Below are 17,252 nucleotides of genomic sequence, written 5' to 3' on the forward strand. Positions count from 1 at the left end.
CTTGCTTCGGAAATCGTTTTGGTCTCCCCTCCGGGCTTATGGTATGATCTCCAGATGAAATCTCCCAGCTCAAGAATCAGTCGTTCAGCCAAGACCGGCCAGTTCGTACTGACCAGTGTGCGCGGTGAGAAGATCAGCGCGGTGGAAGGCATGAAGCTGTCGCCGCGCATGAGCGAGGTCCTTAGCCAAGGTGCGCGCCGCGGGCTGTCCGGTGATGAGCGGCGTTCGCTCATCAAGGAAGAAATCCGCAGGAAATAGTCATACAGTGTCACTCTGGTCAGCCGTCGGCGCTGCCCCTCACCTGCCTGCCGGCATCCTCTCCCCGTATAGTGACGGGGGGAGGGGCGCTCTCATCGCCGATTTCGCCAATCACCAGCGTTGCAGGAAGAACGCCAACATTGCGGCCGGACATCTCTCCCCGTTCTACGGGGAGAGATGTCCGGCAGGACAGTGAGGGGCGGCGCCAACGGTAAGATTGTTTCGTGAGCAGGTCCGGCCAATCCGAATGTTCAGCCGGCTCATCATCTTCGATCCAGCCTCGCCACCAGTCGGTCGCCCGCCCATTGGATGCCGCAGACCAGGATAATCAGCACGATGACCACGGCGATCATGACGCTGGTCTCAAACCGCTGATAGCCGTAGCGGATGGCGAGGTCGCCGAGCCCGCCGGCGCCGATGGCGCCGGCCATGGCCGAGGCACCGATCAGTGTCACCAGCGTCACCGTGAAGCCGGCGACGATGCCGGGCAGCGCTTCGGGCACCAGCACCTCACGGATGATCGTCCAGCGATTGCCGCCCATGGCGCGCGCCGCCTCGATCAAGCCATGGTCGACTTCGCGCAGCGACACTTCGGCGATGCGGGCATAATAGGGCGTGGCGGCGATCGACAGCGGCACGATGGCCGCCCAGGTGCCGATCGAGGTGCCGACGATCAGACGCGTCACCGGGATCAACGCGACCAAAAGGATGATGAAGGGTACCGAGCGGAAGCCGTTGATGACGGCGCCGAGCGCACGGTTCACCCACGGGCTTTCGGCAATGCCGCCGCGATCGGTGGCGACCAGCGCAAGCCCGAGCGGCAGGCCGAAGACCAGCGAGATGAGGCCGGATGCGGCCGTCATCAGCACGGTTTCCCAGATCGAACGCAGCAGAAGCTCAAACAGGATTGGCGACATGGCCAAGCACCTCCACCCGCGCCTGGCGGGATTTCAGGAATGTGATGACTTCAGCGAGATGACTTGCATCGCTGCCCGAAACAGAAAGGAACAGCGTGCCAACGGGCTGCTGCTGGATATGGTCTATGCCGCCATGGACGAGGCGGAAGGAGCCTGGAACGGCAGTGGCGAGGTCGGACAGCAGCGGACCTCGCGCGGCCTCGCCGGCCACGTCCACGCGCAGGATCGTCTCCGTCCCGGCCGATGGCAGCAGCCGGGCTGCGAGTTCGGCCGGCAGCTGCGGCCGGATGGCGCCGAGCAGGCTGCGGGTGATGTCGGAACGCGGATCGGCGAAGACCGACCAGACCGGCCCTTCCTCGACAATGCGGCCGGCGTCGATCACCGCCACCCTGTCGGCGATCGAGCGGATCACCTCCATCTCATGGGTGATGAGCAGGATGGTTAGGCCAAGCTGCCGGTTGATGTCTTTCAGCAGGGCAAGAATGGAACGCGTCGTCTCCGGGTCGAGCGCTGAAGTGGCTTCGTCCGACAGCAGCAGCGCCGGCCGCGCGGCGAGCGCCCTGGCGATGCCGACGCGCTGCTTCTGGCCGCCCGACAGCGACGCCGGATAGGCCTTGGCCTTTTCCGACAGGCCGACGAGGTCGAGCAGTTCGGCGGCGCGCCGCAGCCGTTCGGCCTTCGGCCGGCCCTCGATCTTCAGCGGCAGCGCCACATTGTCCTCGACCGTCTTGGCCGACAGCAGATTGAAATGCTGGAAGATCATGCCGATGCGCCGCCGCAACGGCTGCAGGTCGCGCTCGCCGAGCCGGCTGATCTCGCGGCCCTCGATGAAGACCTCGCCGGAATCGGGCTGTTCCAGCCCGTTCAGGCAGCGGATCAGCGTCGACTTACCGGCGCCGCTGCGGCCGATGATGCCGAGGATCTCGCCCTTGCGCACCGTCAGCGAGACACCGTCGAGCGCCGCCGTCGCGCCGAAGCGGCGCTTCAGGTCGACAAGGCGCACCACGTCTCGCGGTGTTGCGCCTGGCTGATCCGTGGTCTCGACGGTTGCGGCAAAATGCTGGTTCATGCGCGGATCCCAAAATGCGATTGCGGCCCGCGCCTTGCGCGGACCGCTTTCCCAGTTAAAGCAGGCACGTTAGCGCCCACAGTCCTCAATAGGCGCTAAGGCCGGTGCCCTTGTAGACCTTGTCGAACTCGGCCTTCACCGCCTCGTTCTGATAGGAAGCCACCAGCGTCTTCACCCAGGCCTTGTTCTCGTTACCGACCTTGACCGCGATGAAATTGCGGTAGGGATTGTCGGCGATGGGCTCCTGCGCGATGCGGTTTTCCGGCGTCAGGCCGCTTTTCAGCGCCCAGTCGGTGTTGACCACCGCCGCATCGAGATCCTCGACCGAGCGGCCGACAATGCCGGCGTCGAGCTCCTTGATCACCACCTTCTTGGCATTCTCGGCGATGTCGGCGGTGGTGGCGAGAATGCCTGTGCCATCCCTGAGCTTGATCACGCCCTCGTGCTGCAGCACGCGCAGCGCGCGGCCTTCATTGGACGGATCGTTGGGCACGCCGATCACCGCGCCCTCGGGCAGGTCGGCGACCGCTTTGTACTTCTTCGAATAAAGGCCGATCGGCCAGACGCCGGTATAGCCGACGCGCACGATGTGGTAGCCCTGCGTCTTGATCTGGTTGTCGAGATAGGGCTGGTGCTGGAAGGCGTTGGCATCGATTTCGCCGCGCTCGAGCGCCTCGTTGGGCTGGGTGTAGTCGTTGAACACCACGGTCTCGATGGCGAGACCCTTTTCGGCAGCCTGCGCGACGACGACCCGCCAGACGTCCTCGTCCTCGCCGCTGATGATGCCGACCTTGATCGCCTTCTTGTCCTCGGCGAACGACACGCTGGGCGCCATCAGGCTGCCGATGGCGACGGCTGACGCGAACAGCAGAGCCAGGCCTCCGCGCCGGTTGAGGGTTGACCAAAGGGAAGAGGACAAAGTGTTTCCTGAGTCAGTCATGATTGATCTCTGCGGTTGTGAAGTCATGGCGGCCGGGCGGATTGCCGAGCCTTGATCACATCGTCAGAAATTCTATCGATTTTATCAAAGAAAGCGTTTCGCCGTTCCCGTCAAAGCCGGGAATATTCTCTCAAAATTTTCAAGAGAGTGAGCACAAGACGCCGCCGGACCGACCGCGGCGGCTGCGTTGCGATCCCGCATGCCTTAGCGAAAGGTCAGATTCGCAGATCGCCCGGCCCTGACCTCAAAGCGCGATCCAGGCGGTCTTCAGATCAACATATTTTTCCAGCGCGTGCAGCGACTTGTCGCGACCGAAGCCGGACTGCTTGACGCCGCCGAGCGGCACGGTGATGTCGGCGCCGCCATAGGTGTTGACGTGGACGACGCCGGCATTGATGGCGCGCACCATGCGGTGGGCGGTGGAAAGGTTGGCGGTCCACACCGCCGAGGCGAGCCCGTAGACGGTCGAATTGGCAAGCCGCACCGCCTCCTCTTCGGTCTCGAAGCGCATGACGCCGAGCACCGGCCCGAACACCTCTTCGCGGGCTAGCTGCATCTCTTGCGTCACGTTTTCGAAGATCGTCGGCGCCATGTAGCTGCCGCCGGTCTCGGCGAGGATGCGTTCGCCGCCGGTGACCAGCCGGGCGCCTTCGACCGCCGCCCGGTCGACGAAGCCGAGATTCTTGTCCAGCTGCTCGGCGCTCGACACCGCGCCGATGTCGCTGGCGAGATCGAGCGGATCGCCGACCTTCAGCCGCTTGGTTGCCGAGAGAAGCTCGTCCATGAAGCGGTCATAGACCGACGCCTGGACGAGCAGGCGCGAGCCGGCGACGCAGACCTGGCCGGAATTGCGAAAGATGCCATTGGCTGAGACGACGGCCGCCTGTTTCAGGTCGGGGGCGTCGGCAAAGACGATGTTGGGCGATTTGCCGCCGAGTTCGAGGAAGACACGCTTCAGATTGGAGCGCGCGGAATAGTCGAGCAGCCGCCGGCCGACCGGCCCCGAACCGGTGAAGGCGATGGCATCGACATCCATATGCAGGCCGAGCGCTTCACCAGTGACCGCGCCACGGCCGGTCACGACGTTGAGCACACCGGCGGGAAGCCCGGCTTCGCTCGCCAGTTCGGCCAGCCGCAGCAGGGTGAGCGAAGCGATCTCCGGCGGCTTGACGACCACGCAATTGCCGGCGGCGAGCGCCGGCGCGATCTTCCAGGCACCGATCATCAGCGGAAAATTCCACGGCACGATGACGCCGACGACGCCGAGCGGCTCCTTGTGGATCAGCCCGAGCACGTTCTCTGCCGTCGGCGCGATCTCGCCATAGATCTTGTCGATTGCCTCGGCATAGTAGCGGATGGTGCCTGCCGCCGAGAGCGGTTCGGCCTTGTAGGCCATGCCGATCTCGGTGCCGTTGTCGCGCACGCCGAGCACGGCCAGTTCGTCGGCATGCTTCTCGACCAGCTCCGCGAGCCTCGTCAGCACCTTCTTGCGAAAGGCAGGTGCTGAGCGCGACCACGATGCCTTGTCGAAGGCCTTGCGCGCCGACCTGACGGCACGGTCGATGTCGGCGGCATTGCCGTCGGCGATGCCGGCGAAGGGGCGGCCGTCGATCGGCGACGTCACCGTCAGGTTCTCGCCGCTCATGCCATCGGCCTGCACGCCATCGATGAACAGGCCCCGCGCGCCGATTTCCGTCTTGCGCAGCGTGTCGATGGCATTCTGGCTGATCATGAGTGGCTGACTCCCAGGGAAACATGCAATGTGGTTGGGGCGCGGAATTCCCAGCCGCGAAACACCGGCTCCTTGCCCGACACCAGGCCGAGATCGGGAAAGCGTTCGAGCAGCAGCCTTACCGCAAGGCACATCTGCTCGCGCGCGAAAAACCGGCCCGAACAGAAATGATGGCCAAAGCCGAAGGCGGCGTGGTTGCCTTCGTCGCGGTTGATGTCGAAACGGTCCGGATCGGCAAAGCGGCTCTCGTCGCGGCTGGCCGAGGAGACAAGCGCCGCGACTGGGGCGCCGGCCGGGATCGTGGCGCCGCCAAGCTCGACCGCCCGCGTCGTCTGCCGCGTCTGCGTGCCGATCGGCGCCACCCAGCGCAAGCCCTCGTCGACGGCCTTCGGCACGAAGGTTTCCAGGTCGTCGAGGACCTGCCGCAATTGCCCGGGATGCGAAAGCAGGCCGGCGAGGATCGAGCCGGCGCCATGTCCGGGCTCCTGCATGCCGCCGAGCAGGATCACCTTGATGCTCGGCATCAGGAAGTCGATCGGGCGCGTTGTGCCTTCCGGCATGCCGTCATGCAGCATATGCGACAGCGCGGAATCATCGGGCGCGCCGACAAGTCTCTCCAGCGTCGGCAGGATAGCGTTGCCGACCTCGGCGCTGATCGCATCGGCGATTTCCTGCCGCTTCGGATCGTTCTCGAAATTGATGGCGCCCTGGGCAAGGCCATAGAACCAGCGGCGCAGCGTCGGCATGTCGATGTCGGCAAGGCCGAGCGAGCGCGCAAGGCTGAGCGTCGACACCGGCTCGAAATAGTCGGCCATCAGCTCGGCGGCGCCCTGTTCGGCGATGCGGTCGAGATAGGGCTCGGCGATCGACCGCACGAGGTCGCCGGCATAGGCGGCGACGGTGCGCGGCCGGTATTTCGGGTCGACACCCTGGCGCAGCTGTTTGTGTGTCTCGCCATCGGTGGTCAGGATGGTCGGCTTGCCGAAGGAGCGCTCGACCGGCGATGAGCCGACGACGGCGGAAAAGATGTCGGGCGATTTCGCCACGCTCTCGACATCCTTCCAGCGGGTGACGAACCACAGATTGACCGCCGGCACGAAAGCCACCGGCGCGCTGCGCCTGAGCTCGGCATAGATCGGGTACGGATCGGCTTCCAGCGCCTCGACGGTGATGTTCTCGGCAAAGCTCAAAGCCGCCACTCCCTTGCGGTGTGAGGGGGCGGGCACCCCGCCCCCTTCTGCTTCGCTCAATCTTTCAACGGCTGACCGAGGTTTTCGAAAGCGACCGGATCGCGGCTCTTCAGCGCGCTCGCCAGCAGCAGTCCGATCACAGCCGCAATCAGCACCAGTCCCGGCAGCAGCACGCCGAGGAAGCCGCTGGCGCCCGACAGGCCGCCGAAATTGATGACGATCAGATAGATGATGACGACGAAGGCGATGAAGGTCAGTCCGGGCAGGATGGTGGTCTTCAGTGCGTTTTCGTGGGCCGCCGGGTTGGCCCGGAAGTACATCACCACGGCCAGCGAAGCCACCGCCATCATGACGATGACGCCGAGCGTCGCGACATTGGTCAGCCACGAAAACAGCGCCAGCACCGGATCGAGGCCGAGCGCGGCGAACAGCCCGACGACGATGGCCGCGAGCACGCTCTGGATGACCGAGGCGACATGCGGGCTCTGGTGCACGGAGTGCGTCACGCCGATCGTCTGCGGCAGAAGCTTTTCGCGGCCCGAGACATAGATGTAGCGGGCAACCGCATTGTGGAATGCCAGCACACCGGCAAACAGGCTCGACACGAACAGGATGCTCATCGCATGCGACAGCATCGTTCCGGCGTAACGGTCGGACAGGCCGAACAGGAAGGTCGTCGGATCCTGCAGTCCCTGCAGCGTCGGCAGCAGCTTGTCGACACCGGCGCCGACCGCCATCAGCCATGCCGTGAGCATGTAGAAGACGCCGATCAGCAGGACGGAGAAATAGGTGGCGCGCGGAACCGTGACCTCAGGATCGCGGGCTTCCTCGGCATAGATGGTCGTCGCCTCGAAACCGATGAAGGCGGCAAAGCAGAACAGGATGGCGATGGCCGGCGCGCCTGATGTGATTTGGCTCCAGCTGAACGGCGCCGCCGACAGGCCGCTATCGCCGCCGGTCTTGAGGATGGCGATGTCGAGGATCAGCACCACCAGATATTCGCACAGCACCAGCACCGTCAGGATCTTGGCCGACAGGTCGACCTGCCGGTAGCCGAGCACGGCGACCAGCGCGATGGCGATGAAACTCCACACCCACCAGGGCAAGTTGATGCCCCAGCCGGCGAACAGCCCGGCGGTCGCGGCGCCGAGCAGGCCCATGACGCCGATCTGCATGGCGTTGTAGGACAGAATGGCGATCAGCGCCGTGGCGCCGCCGGCTAGGCCGCCGAGCCCGCGCGCCGCATAGGCATAGAAGGCGCCGGCATTGCCGACATGGCGCGACATCGTCACATAGCCGACCGCGAACAACAGCAGCAGGATGGTCACGATGAGATAAGTGCCGGCAAAGCCGGCGCCGTTGCCCATCAGCATGCCGAGCGGCGTGCCGCCGGCGACCGCCGTGAGCGGAGCCGCCGCCGAAATCACCATGAAGGTGATGGCGCCGACGCCAAGACTGTTCTTGCGCAGCCTGTTGGCTGGCGCCTGTTCCGAAACTGCTGACATTGGTCCCTCCTGTTTGCAAACCGGATCAGTTTGCCGGCCAATCGGCCTGTCCCATGCGCTCTGGATGCCGGTTCATTATTTGAACCCTTATTTTGAATATAGACTTGCAAACAAAGCCGATGCCTGTCAAGTTAATTCACACGTTAAATGATTGCTGGGAGGCGAAATTGGGTACGGTTGGCAAGGCGATTTCGCTGCTGGAGCTGTTCACCGTCGGCGAGCCCGAGCTCGGGCTCGCCGACCTGGCGCGCCGGTCGGGCTTCGACAAGGCGACGACGCGGCGGCTGCTGATCGCGCTGACCGGCCATGGCTTCGTCGAGCAGGATGCCGGCACGCGGCACTATCGCCTCGGCGCGGGTCTGTCGCGGCTGGCGCGCATCCGCGAGGCGCGCTTTCCCTTCCTGCAGACAGCGGTTCCCCTGGTGCGCGACCTCGCGAGTTCGACGGCCGAGACCGTGCATCTGTCGGAATTCGGCGTCGATATGCTGGTCACCGTCCATGTCGAGCATCCGGCCTGGGCAAACCGGGTCAACATCGATATCGGCCAGCTTCTGCCCTTGCACTCCACCGCATCCGGCGTCGCCTATCTGGCCTTCGCTCGCGACGAGACCGTCAAGGCGTGCCTGACGGGTTCCCTCAAGGCCTTCACGGCGCACACACTGATCGAGCCGGCCGCCATTTCCAGATCGATCGGCGAGACGCGCGACCGCGGCTATTCGATCTGCGATCAGGGTTTTGAGGCAGGCGTGATCAGCGTCGCGGCGGCAATCCGCGCGGCCGACGGCTTTGCACTCGGCACCATCGCGGTCGCCGCGCCGAAGGCCAGGACGACGGCGGCTGATATCGCGGAGCGAGGGCTTGCGGCGATGGCCGCGGCACGGGAGATTTCGATGCGCCTCAATGGCGACAACCTGCAAACCCTGAGGAGGCAGGCGTGATGTCTGCAAAGACGGCAACAGCGCCCCGCATCCTGGTCATTGGCACGGGCGACACCAAGGCCGACGAGCTCCAGTTCATGAAGCAGTGCATCGAAGCGTCCGGCGGCAGCGCCGTGATGATGGATGTCAGCGTGCTCGGCGATCCGCCCTACAGCCCGGATCACGACAAGCATGCCGTTGCGCGCGCCGTGGATGTGACGATCGCCGAGATCGTCTCGAGCGGCGACGAGAACACCGCCATGACGCTGATGGCCGGCGGCGCCGTGCAGCTGACGCGCAAGCTTCACCAAAGCGGCGAGATCGACGGCTTCATTGCCATCGGTGGCTCGATGGGAACCGATCTGGCGCTCGACGTGGCGCTTTGCCTGCCGCTCGGCGTGCCGAAATTCGTCGTCTCGACCATCGCCTATTCACACCTCATTCCGCCCGAGCGCGTCGCGCCCGACCTGATGATGATCCTGTGGGCGGGCGGGCTCTATGGTCTCAACAGCATCTGCAAGGCAGTCCTGTCGCAGGCCTGCGGCGCGGTCGTCGGCGCGGCGAAGATCATGCTGGCGTCGCGCGCGGCGGGGCAGGCCACGGGACCGACCATCGGCATGACCTCGCTCGGCGGCAGCTGCCTGCGCTACATGAAGACGCTGAAGCCGGCGCTGGAACGGCGCGGCTATGATGTCGCCGTCTTCCACACCACCGGAATGGGCGGCCGCGCCTTCGAATCAATTGCCGGACAAGGGCATTTCTGCGCGGTGTTCGACTTCAGCCTGCAGGAAATCACCAACCATCTCGCCGGCTCCGTCGTCAGTTCCGGCGCCGACCGGCTGGAAAATGCCGGCGCCCGCGGCATCCCGCAGATAGCGGCACCCGGCGCGGTCGACATGGTCGATCTGCCGACCTGGCAGGATTTGCCGGCCAAATTCGTGCAACGCCCGTTCCACGCCCACAATAGGCTGATCGGCTCGGTCACCGTCGATGCCGACGATCGCCGCCAGGTCGCCAGAACCATCGCCGCCAAGCTGGGTGCGTCGAAGGGGCGCTCCGCTTTCATCCTGCCTGCCGGCGGCATCCAGGAATGGGACATGCAGGGCGAGCCGCTTTACGAGCCGGAGGCCCTCGCCGCCTTCGTCGACGAAATGCGCAAGGCCATGCCTGCCAGCGTGGAGTTCCACGAGATCGACGCCCACATCAACAGCGACGACTTCGTCGGCAAAGCGCTCGAAATCTTCGACCGCTGGGTCGAGGAAGGCATTGTTCCGCGCGGTGTTCCAGCCAAGGGAGTGGCCGCGTGAGCGCTGTTCCGGCCCAGGCGCTGGTCCTCGATTTCGGCGGCGTCGTCACCCGGACGCTGTTCGAGACGCATGCCTTGACCGAACAGGCGCTCGGCCTCACCGAGGGAACGCTGCAATGGCGCGGGCCGTTCGATCCGGACAGCGACCCGCTGTGGTGTTCGATGCAGGCCAGCGAGATCAGCGAGCGCGACTACTGGCGCACGCGTACTCGCGAAGTCGGCCGGCTCGTCGGCGAGGACTGGCAGGCGATGGAAACCTTCGTCCGGCGCGCGCGGGGCGCGGAGCCGGAAAAGGTGGTGCGACCCGAGGCCGACAATGCCATCCGCGCCGTCCATGCGGCCGGCTTTCGCCTGGCCATCCTGTCCAACGAGCTCGACCTGTTCTACGGCGCTGACTTCCGTCGGCGGCTGCCGCTGCTCGACCTGTTCGACGCAATCGTCGACGCCACCTATACCGGCATCCTCAAGCCCGACCCCCGCGCCTACGCCTTCGTCACCGAGGCGCTCGGCCTGCCTGCCGATGCTTGCGTCTTCGTCGACGACCAGCAGCGCAATGTCGATGGCGGCAGGGCAGCCGGCATGCGCACGGTTCATTTCGACGTTGCCCGGCCAGCACTTTCCTATGCCGAAGCCCTCGGCCATTTCGACCTCGTCACAGCCGTCTGAGACCATTTGCGGAGCCTGTCATGCGCGACATCAATTTCCTCACCGAGACAAACGCCAAGCCGATCTGGCATCCGATGGCGCATCCGGCCGAGATGCGGGCCAACCCGCCGAAGATCATCATGAAGGGCGAGGGCGTCACCGTCACCGACATCGACGGCAGAAGCGTGCTCGACGCCGTCGGCGGCCTGTGGAACGTCAATCTCGGCTACAGTTGCGACCCGATCAAAAAGGCGATCGCCGACCAGCTCGGCGCGCTGCCCTACTATTCCGGCTTTCGCGGCACCTCGACCGGACCGGCGATCGAGCTCGCCTACGAACTCAGTGAATGGTTCGAGCCGGAGGGCATGGTGCGGACGTTCTTCACCTCGGGCGGTTCGGATTCGGTCGAAACGGCGCTGCGGCTGGCCCGGCAATACTGGAAGATCCGCGGCCAGGGCGATCGAACCAAGTTCCTCGCCCTGAAGAAGGGCTATCACGGCACGCATTTCGGTGGCGCGTCGGTCAACGGCAACGCCAATTTCCGCCGCAACTACGAGCCGCTGCTGCCGGGCGTCTTCCACATCCCGGCGCCATGGACCTTCCGCAACCCGTTCGACGAGACCGATCCGGCGCGGCTGGCGAAACTCTGCGCCAAGGCGCTGGAGGACGAGATCGCCTTCCAGGGCGGCGACACCATCGCCGCCTTCATCATGGAGCCGGTTCTGGGTGCCGGCGGCGTCATCGTTCCGCATGAGAGCTTCATGCCGCTGGTGCGCGAAATCTGCGACCGCCACGAGATCCTGCTGATTGCCGACGAGGTGGTGACAGGCTTTGGCCGCTCGGGCGCCTGGTCGGGCTCGCGGCTGTGGGGTGTGAAGCCGGATTTCATGACCATCGCCAAGGCCATCACCTCGGGCTATTTCCCGCTCGGCGCCACCTTGATCGGCGCCAAAGTGGCCGACGTGTTCGAGGCCGACAAGACCAGCTTCGGCTCGATCGGCCATGGCTATACCTATTCCGGTCACCCGGTCGGCTGCGCCGCGGGGCTGGCGGCACTCGCCGAGACCAAGCGGCTTCGCCTGAACGAGAACGCGGCCGCGCGCGGGGTCGAACTCGCGACGGTGCTGGAAGGGCTGAAGGCCAGGCACGCTATCGTCGGCGATGTCAGGTACAAGGGCCTGATGGCGGCGCTGGAACTGGTTTCGGATCGCGCCACCAAGAAGCCTTCCGACAAGAAGACCATGGCCGTGGTTTCGGAGGCGGCCTATGAAGCCGGCGTCATGCTGCGCGTCTCCGGCAACAACATCATCCTGTCGCCGCCGCTGATCATCAGCGCCGCCGACGTCACCAGGATCGGCGAGGCGCTCGATGCAGGCCTGTCGAAGGTCTGACGAGCAAGCTGTCATAATGGAGTTTCGGTACGAAGATGGCCTATTCGCAGGAAAAAGTGGCTGAGCAGGCGCTGGTTAGCCGGCGCTCCCGCCTGCTCGGCGCGAAATCGCAATTGTTCTATGACGAGCCCGTGCATCTGGTGCGCGGCGAAGGCGTCTGGCTCCATGACGCCGACGGCCGGAAATATCTCGATGCCTACAACAATGTCGCCCATGTCGGCCACTGCCATCCGCATGTGGTCGAAGCCCTGTGCCGGCAGGCAAGCCTGCTCAACACCCATACGCGCTATTTGCACACCGCCATCCTCGACTATGTCGAGCGGCTGACCGCGACTTTCGATGCCAGTCTCTCCACCGCCATCCTGACTTGCACCGGCAGCGAGGCCAACGACATCGCGCTGCGCATGGCGCAGGCCGCGACCGGCCGCATGGGCATCATCGCCACCGACGCAACCTATCACGGTAACACGACAGCGGTTTCGCAGCTCAGCACCCGCATGCCGCCGGTCGGCGGCCGCGTCCGCCATGTCAAGCTGGTGCCGGCGCCGGACAGCTATCGCCATCCCGACGCAATGGCCAATGGCAAGGCGTTTGGCGACGCGGTGCGCGAGGCCATCGCCTCGCTGGAAAAGGACGGCATCGGCCTGTCCGGCATGATCCTGTGTCCGCTGCTCGCCAATGAAGGTTTTCCGGCACTGCCGTCCGGATTCTTCGACGACGCCGTGGCGGCGGTGCGCAAGGCCGGCAGCCTGGTCATCGCCGATGAAGTGCAGCCCGGCTTCGGCCGCATTGGCAGCCATTTCTGGGGTCATCAGCGCGCCGGCTTCGTTCCCGACATCGTCACCATGGGCAAGCCGATGGGCAACGGCCACCCGGTCGCCGCCGTGGTCACATCAAGGGATATATTGGCGACCTTCCGCAACGCCTTCCGCTACTTCAACACCTTTGGCGGCAATCCGGTTTCCTGCGCGGTGGCCAATGCCGTTCTCGATGTGCTGGAACAGGAAGATCTCGTTGCCAACGCACGCGACGTCGGCGCCCATGCGCTCGGGCTGCTGCGCCCGCTGGCCGATCGCCACGAATGCATCGGCGAGATCCGGGGCGCCGGCCTGTTCTTCGGCGCCGAACTGGTTCATGACCGCGGGACACGCGAACCCGCGCCCGACATTGCCGAGCAGGTCGCCAACCGCATGCGCCACCGCGGCGTGCTGATGGGCAAGACCGGCATCCACGGCAATGTGCTGAAGATCCGTCCGCCAATGCCGTTTTCCCGCGCCAATGCCGATTTCCTGATTGGCGTACTCGACGAGGTGCTTGGCGAAGTCGGCGGGGTGCCGGCGTGAACGCTGTTGCAACGCAATCCGAGCCGGAGACGGAAGCGGATGTCACTGAGCTTGCCAGGCGTGCGCTCGAACATTGGGGTGTTCGCGATGGCGAGCCGGAGCTGCTGAAATACCGCGAGAATGCCGTGTTTCGAGTCCGCTTGCCCGGCGGCCAACCGGCCGCCATGCGCATTCATCGGCTCGGCTATCACTCAGATGCCGCCTTGCGCTCGGAACTGCAGTGGACGGCTTTCCTGCAATCCGCCGGGGTCGCGACGCCGTCTCCGATAGCTGCGCTGAGCGGCGAGCTGTTCGTACCGGTCAGCAACTCTGCACAGACGACGTCCCGTCAGGTCGATTGTCTCTCCTGGCTGGAGGGCCGCGCCGTCGGCGCACGAGGCGTGCCGCTGGATTACACGCCCGAGCAGGCAAGGCAGGTCTTCACGGCGATCGGGCGAACCATCGCCCATATGCACACCATCACCGCCGCCTGGACCCCGCCCGCCGGCTTCGCCCGCCATGCCTGGGATTTCGACGGCTTTTTTGGCCCGAGCCCGATCTGGGGCCGCTTCGAGACCTCACCCTTTCTCGATGCTCCTCGCCTCGATCTGGTCCTCCAGGCACGCGAAAAGGCTGTGAAGGCACTGTCGGAGCATGAACGCAGCGCCCGCAATTTCGGCATCATCCACGCCGATCTGGTGCGCGAGAATGTGCTCATTCGCAACGGCGCGATCCGCATCATCGACTTCGACGATTGCGGCTATGGCTGGCACCTGTACGACCTTGCCGTTGCCCTCTACCAGAACCGTGAGGAACCGATCTATCCGTTGATCGAGGCCGCTCTGCTCGACGGCTATCGGCAGGAGCGGGAGCTGACGGCACAGGACATCGCCGCGCTGCCGCTGTTTTCGGCCTTGCGCGCCTTCGCCTTTCTCGGCTGGGTGCAGAGCCGCGTCGAAGGCGACATCACCAGGGATGTCGGCAAGCGCATGTCGGCCATCGCAGCCGATGTGGTGATTGCCTATCTGCGCGGCGCATAAACCGACCGCACGACGGGTGCAGGCAGGACCGTCAGCTCTTTGCGAAGTGAATGCTGACCGTGCCCGAACTGCCGAAATCGGCGACGATGGTGTCGCCGGGCCGCGCTTCGACCGGGCGCACGAACGATCCTGACAGCACCATTTCGCCAGCCGCGATCGACAGGCCGTAGCGGGCAAGCCGGTCCGCCAGCCAGACAATGCCCATCGCCGGATGGTTCAGCACGCCGGCGCCAAGCCCGGTCTCCTCGACCTCGGCGTTGCGCGAGACGATGGCGCCGATCCAGCGCATGTCGGTCTCCTGCGGCCGCTGCGGCCTGCCGCCGATGACGATGCCGGCATTGGCGGCATTGTCGGAAATCGTATCGAAGAAGGTGCGCGCCTTCTTCGTCTCCGCATTGACGCGCTCGATGCGCGTGTCGAGGATTTCGAGCGCCGGCGTGATGTAGTCGGTGGCGTTCAGCACGTCGAAGATGGTCACGCCGGGACCCTTCAGCGGCGCCTTCATGACGAAGGCGATCTCGGCCTCGACACGCGGCTGGATGAAGCGGCCGGCGGGGATCGTCGCGCCATCGCTGAAGAACATGTCGTCGAACAGCACGCCGGAATCGGGCGTGTCGATGGCGAGCGCGTACTGCATCGCCTTGGAGGTCAGGCCGATCTTCCAGCCCTTCGGCTTCAGCCCGGCGTCGATCTTGCGCCTCACCAGCGCCGCCTGGACGCGATAGGCGTCCTCCATCGTCGCTCCGGGAAAGTCGAGGCTGAGCAGCCGGATCTGGCGGCGCGAACGCTCGGCCTCGAACAGTCTAGCTGCGGCATCTTCAACCTGTTCCGGGGTCATGCTGTTCCCTCGTCGACGACGCCGTTTCTGAGAGTGCCGATGCCTTCGGCTTCAACCTCGATCACATCGCCAGGCTTCAGCCAGACCGGCGGGTCGAAGCGAGCGCCGGCGCCCGTCGGCGTGCCGGTGACGATGACGTCGCCGGGCACCAGCGTGGTGAAGGTCGAGACATAGGCGATGATCTTGCTGAACGAGAAGATCATTCGGCTGGTGCGGTCCTGCTGGCGCAGCTCACCATTGACGCGGGTGGTCAGCGCGATGTCGGCGATCTGCGCCTCGTCCGTGAACGGCACCAGCCACGGGCCGATCGAACCGCTGCGGTCGAAATTCTTGCCTTGCGTGACGTTGAACTTGGCATGCCGCACCCAGTCGCGGATGGTGCCCTCGTTGCACAGCGACAGCGCCGCGATGTGGCCGAGCGCGTCGGCTTGCGTGATGCGCCGGCCGGCCTTGCCGATGACGATGACGACCTCGCCCTCATAGTCGAGCTGCTGTGATTCAGGCGGCCGCACCAGCGGCGCGCCATGGCCGACGAACGAGCGGGGGAAGCGGATGAACAGCGACGGGTTCGAGGGTGCTGCCTGGCCGTCCTTATACTCCTCGTTGCGGTCGGGATAGTTGACGCCGACGCAGATGATCTTTTCCGGCGAAGGGATCGGGATGTCGTAGGCGATGGCGTCGAGCGCGAAATCGGCGGGGAAGGCGTCCGCCTCTTCCGCCAGCCGACGCAAGGCGCCGGCCTCGATGACTTCGCGCAGCGTCGGCCACTGGCCGTGGCGGGCCGACAGGTCGACGACGCCCTTGCCGGTGATCGCGCCATAACGCGCCTTGCCGCCGACGGTGAAGGTGGCCAGCCGTGCGGGACTCATGCTGGGACTCCGCCGTTGGTGGTGTTGGATGGACGCAGGTCAGGCGCTCTACGGCGCCCCCCTCTGTCCTGCCGGACATCTCCCCCACGAGGGGGGAGATCGGCTGACCGTTCGGGCGGCGCTTTTGTTCCTGCGTTGGAAATTGGCGAAGGCAGAGATGACATCCAATCTCCCCCCAAGTGGGGGGTGAGGAGTGGTCCGCGCAGCGGACGGGAAGCCAATTGCTTGGCTTTCCGAACGACGAACGCCCGGAGCGATAGCGAAGGGCCGGGTCCGGCAGGACAGAGGGGGGCGTGACGGAACGCAGACATCAACCAACCCATCACGGCGCAATGATCGGCGAAGCCGTCAAATCCGGCTGGCGCGCCGTGGCGCCTGCAAAGACGCTACCCTCCTCGAACCAGCTCTTCGGCGCCGGCGCGCCCCACAGCGTCTGCCGCTGCGGGTCCTTGAGGTCCCACTTGATCGGCTCGAGGTCCGGATCGACCGTCTGGTAGTCCGAACAATAGATCTCGATGCGATGATTGTCCGGATCGCGCACATAGAGGAAGAAGGCATTGGAAATGCCGTGCCGGCCGGGGCCGCGTTCGATGTTTGCGAGGTAGCCTGTCGTTGCCATCAGGTCGAGCAGGTCGATGATGTTGAGCGGCGTCGGCACCCAGAAAGCGACGTGATGCAGGCGCGGCCCAATGCCATTGGTGAAGGCGATGTCGTGGACGCCGCCCTTGCGGTGCGTCCACGCCGCCCACAGCTTTCCGGTTGCGGCATCCTCGGTGTATTCGGTGACGCGGAAGCCTAGCTCGTTGTAGAAGGCGACGGACTCGTCGACATTGGGCGAGAAGCAGTTGAAGTGGTCGATGCGCAGCGGCTTGACGCCCTTGTATAGCGCATATTTCTGGTGGATCGGCGGCAGCCGCTCCATCTCAGCATAGAATTCGAGCGGAATGCCGTGCGGATCACGGGTGCGGAAGGTGCGCGACTGGTAGGGCCGCTCGACCCATTCCACCGGCAGGCCTTTGCCCCCAAAGAAGTGCTCGGCCTTGTCGAGATCGTCCTCGGAGAACAGCTTGAAGCCGAGGTCGCGCGCCTCGGCGGCTTCAGCCTTCTTCAGCACGATGCAATGGTGTCCGCGCTCTTCCAGCGCCCTGAGATAGATGCTGTCCGATGTCTCGTCGGTGACCTGCAGGCCGAGCGTGTCGACATAGAAGGCGCGGGACCTGGCGAGGTCGGTCACCGCCAGCTCGACATGGCTGAGCCGCACGATGTTGAATTCAGGGTAGAGATTGGGCTTGGGCAAGGGCATTTGATTTCCT

General features: G+C 65.0%; 16 protein-coding genes. 7 read left to right on the forward strand and 9 right to left on the reverse strand.

Features of this window, described 5'->3' with window-relative positions:
• Nucleotides 1-54 precede the first annotated feature (54 nt).
• A complete protein-coding gene (locus tag BPNPMPFG_RS23025) occupies nt 55-258 on the forward strand; it encodes a hypothetical protein (RefSeq protein WP_258590940.1) in 204 nt (67 codons plus the stop codon).
• A gap of 263 nt (nt 259-521) precedes the next feature.
• Here the strand turns inward: BPNPMPFG_RS23025 and BPNPMPFG_RS23030 are convergent, their stop codons facing one another.
• From BPNPMPFG_RS23030 to BPNPMPFG_RS23055, 6 genes are all read right to left on the reverse strand, one after another.
• Complete coding sequence (locus BPNPMPFG_RS23030) at nt 522-1,175, reverse strand: methionine ABC transporter permease (RefSeq protein ID WP_258590941.1); 654 nt, start codon at nt 1,173-1,175, stop codon at nt 522-524.
• Entirely contained in the window at nt 1,156-2,244 is a 1,089-nt protein-coding gene (locus tag BPNPMPFG_RS23035; RefSeq protein WP_258590942.1) for a methionine ABC transporter ATP-binding protein, read from the reverse strand. Before BPNPMPFG_RS23035 ends, BPNPMPFG_RS23030 begins: the two co-directional genes overlap by 20 nt.
• 85 nt (nt 2,245-2,329) lie before the next feature.
• Complete coding sequence (locus BPNPMPFG_RS23040) at nt 2,330-3,184, reverse strand: MetQ/NlpA family lipoprotein (protein WP_258590943.1); 855 nt, start codon at nt 3,182-3,184, stop codon at nt 2,330-2,332.
• Between the two features lie 244 nt (nt 3,185-3,428).
• On the reverse strand, nt 3,429-4,916 hold the full coding sequence (locus tag BPNPMPFG_RS23045; RefSeq protein WP_258590944.1) for an aldehyde dehydrogenase: 1,488 nt from the start codon (nt 4,914-4,916) through the stop codon (nt 3,429-3,431).
• Nucleotides 4,913-6,106, reverse strand: coding sequence for a cytochrome P450 (locus BPNPMPFG_RS23050; protein WP_258590945.1), 1,194 nt, complete (start codon nt 6,104-6,106; stop codon nt 4,913-4,915). Before BPNPMPFG_RS23050 ends, BPNPMPFG_RS23045 begins: the two co-directional genes overlap by 4 nt.
• A gap of 56 nt (nt 6,107-6,162) precedes the next feature.
• Complete coding sequence (locus BPNPMPFG_RS23055; RefSeq protein WP_258590946.1) at nt 6,163-7,611, reverse strand: APC family permease; 1,449 nt, start codon at nt 7,609-7,611, stop codon at nt 6,163-6,165.
• Nucleotides 7,612-7,778: 167 nt separating this feature from the next.
• Between BPNPMPFG_RS23055 and BPNPMPFG_RS23060 the strand changes: the two genes are divergently transcribed.
• From BPNPMPFG_RS23060 to BPNPMPFG_RS23085, 6 genes are read left to right on the forward strand one after another with little or no spacing between them, the layout of a single operon-like run.
• Nucleotides 7,779-8,549: an IclR family transcriptional regulator gene (locus tag BPNPMPFG_RS23060; protein WP_258590947.1), complete on the forward strand. Its 771-nt coding sequence runs from the start codon at nt 7,779-7,781 to the stop codon at nt 8,547-8,549.
• Complete coding sequence (locus tag BPNPMPFG_RS23065; protein ID WP_258590948.1) at nt 8,549-9,835, forward strand: Tm-1-like ATP-binding domain-containing protein; 1,287 nt, start codon at nt 8,549-8,551, stop codon at nt 9,833-9,835. Before BPNPMPFG_RS23060 ends, BPNPMPFG_RS23065 begins: the two co-directional genes overlap by 1 nt.
• Complete coding sequence (locus BPNPMPFG_RS23070) at nt 9,832-10,500, forward strand: HAD family hydrolase (protein ID WP_258590949.1); 669 nt, start codon at nt 9,832-9,834, stop codon at nt 10,498-10,500. Before BPNPMPFG_RS23065 ends, BPNPMPFG_RS23070 begins: the two co-directional genes overlap by 4 nt.
• Before the next feature lie 20 nt (nt 10,501-10,520).
• Nucleotides 10,521-11,870 (forward strand): aminotransferase class III-fold pyridoxal phosphate-dependent enzyme, encoded by a 1,350-nt coding sequence (locus BPNPMPFG_RS23075; protein ID WP_258590950.1) that lies wholly within the window; start codon nt 10,521-10,523, stop codon nt 11,868-11,870.
• A 35-nt stretch (nt 11,871-11,905) separates the two neighbouring features.
• Nucleotides 11,906-13,213: an aminotransferase class III-fold pyridoxal phosphate-dependent enzyme gene (locus tag BPNPMPFG_RS23080; RefSeq protein WP_258590951.1), complete on the forward strand. Its 1,308-nt coding sequence runs from the start codon at nt 11,906-11,908 to the stop codon at nt 13,211-13,213.
• A complete protein-coding gene (locus BPNPMPFG_RS23085; protein WP_258590952.1) occupies nt 13,210-14,232 on the forward strand; it encodes a phosphotransferase enzyme family protein in 1,023 nt (340 codons plus the stop codon). The genes BPNPMPFG_RS23080 and BPNPMPFG_RS23085 overlap by 4 nt, the downstream gene beginning before the upstream one ends.
• A 31-nt stretch (nt 14,233-14,263) precedes the next feature.
• Here BPNPMPFG_RS23085 and hpaH read toward each other — a convergent pair whose 3' ends face one another.
• From hpaH to hpaD, 3 genes are all read right to left on the reverse strand, one after another.
• The gene (hpaH, locus tag BPNPMPFG_RS23090; protein WP_258590953.1) at nt 14,264-15,070 is read right to left on the reverse strand and encodes a 2-oxo-hept-4-ene-1,7-dioate hydratase; all 807 of its coding nucleotides are present in this window, start codon (nt 15,068-15,070) and stop codon (nt 14,264-14,266) included.
• Nucleotides 15,067-15,939 (reverse strand): fumarylacetoacetate hydrolase family protein, encoded by an 873-nt coding sequence (locus BPNPMPFG_RS23095; RefSeq protein WP_258590954.1) that lies wholly within the window; start codon nt 15,937-15,939, stop codon nt 15,067-15,069. Before BPNPMPFG_RS23095 ends, hpaH begins: the two co-directional genes overlap by 4 nt.
• Before the next feature lie 322 nt (nt 15,940-16,261).
• The gene (gene hpaD, locus BPNPMPFG_RS23100) at nt 16,262-17,242 is read right to left on the reverse strand and encodes a 3,4-dihydroxyphenylacetate 2,3-dioxygenase (protein WP_258590955.1); all 981 of its coding nucleotides are present in this window, start codon (nt 17,240-17,242) and stop codon (nt 16,262-16,264) included.
• Nucleotides 17,243-17,252: the final 10 nt, after the last annotated feature.

Origin of the sequence: Mesorhizobium sp. AR07 (assembly GCF_024746815.1) — a bacterium.
In the GTDB taxonomy this organism is placed as follows: Bacteria; Pseudomonadota; Alphaproteobacteria; order Rhizobiales; family Rhizobiaceae; genus Mesorhizobium.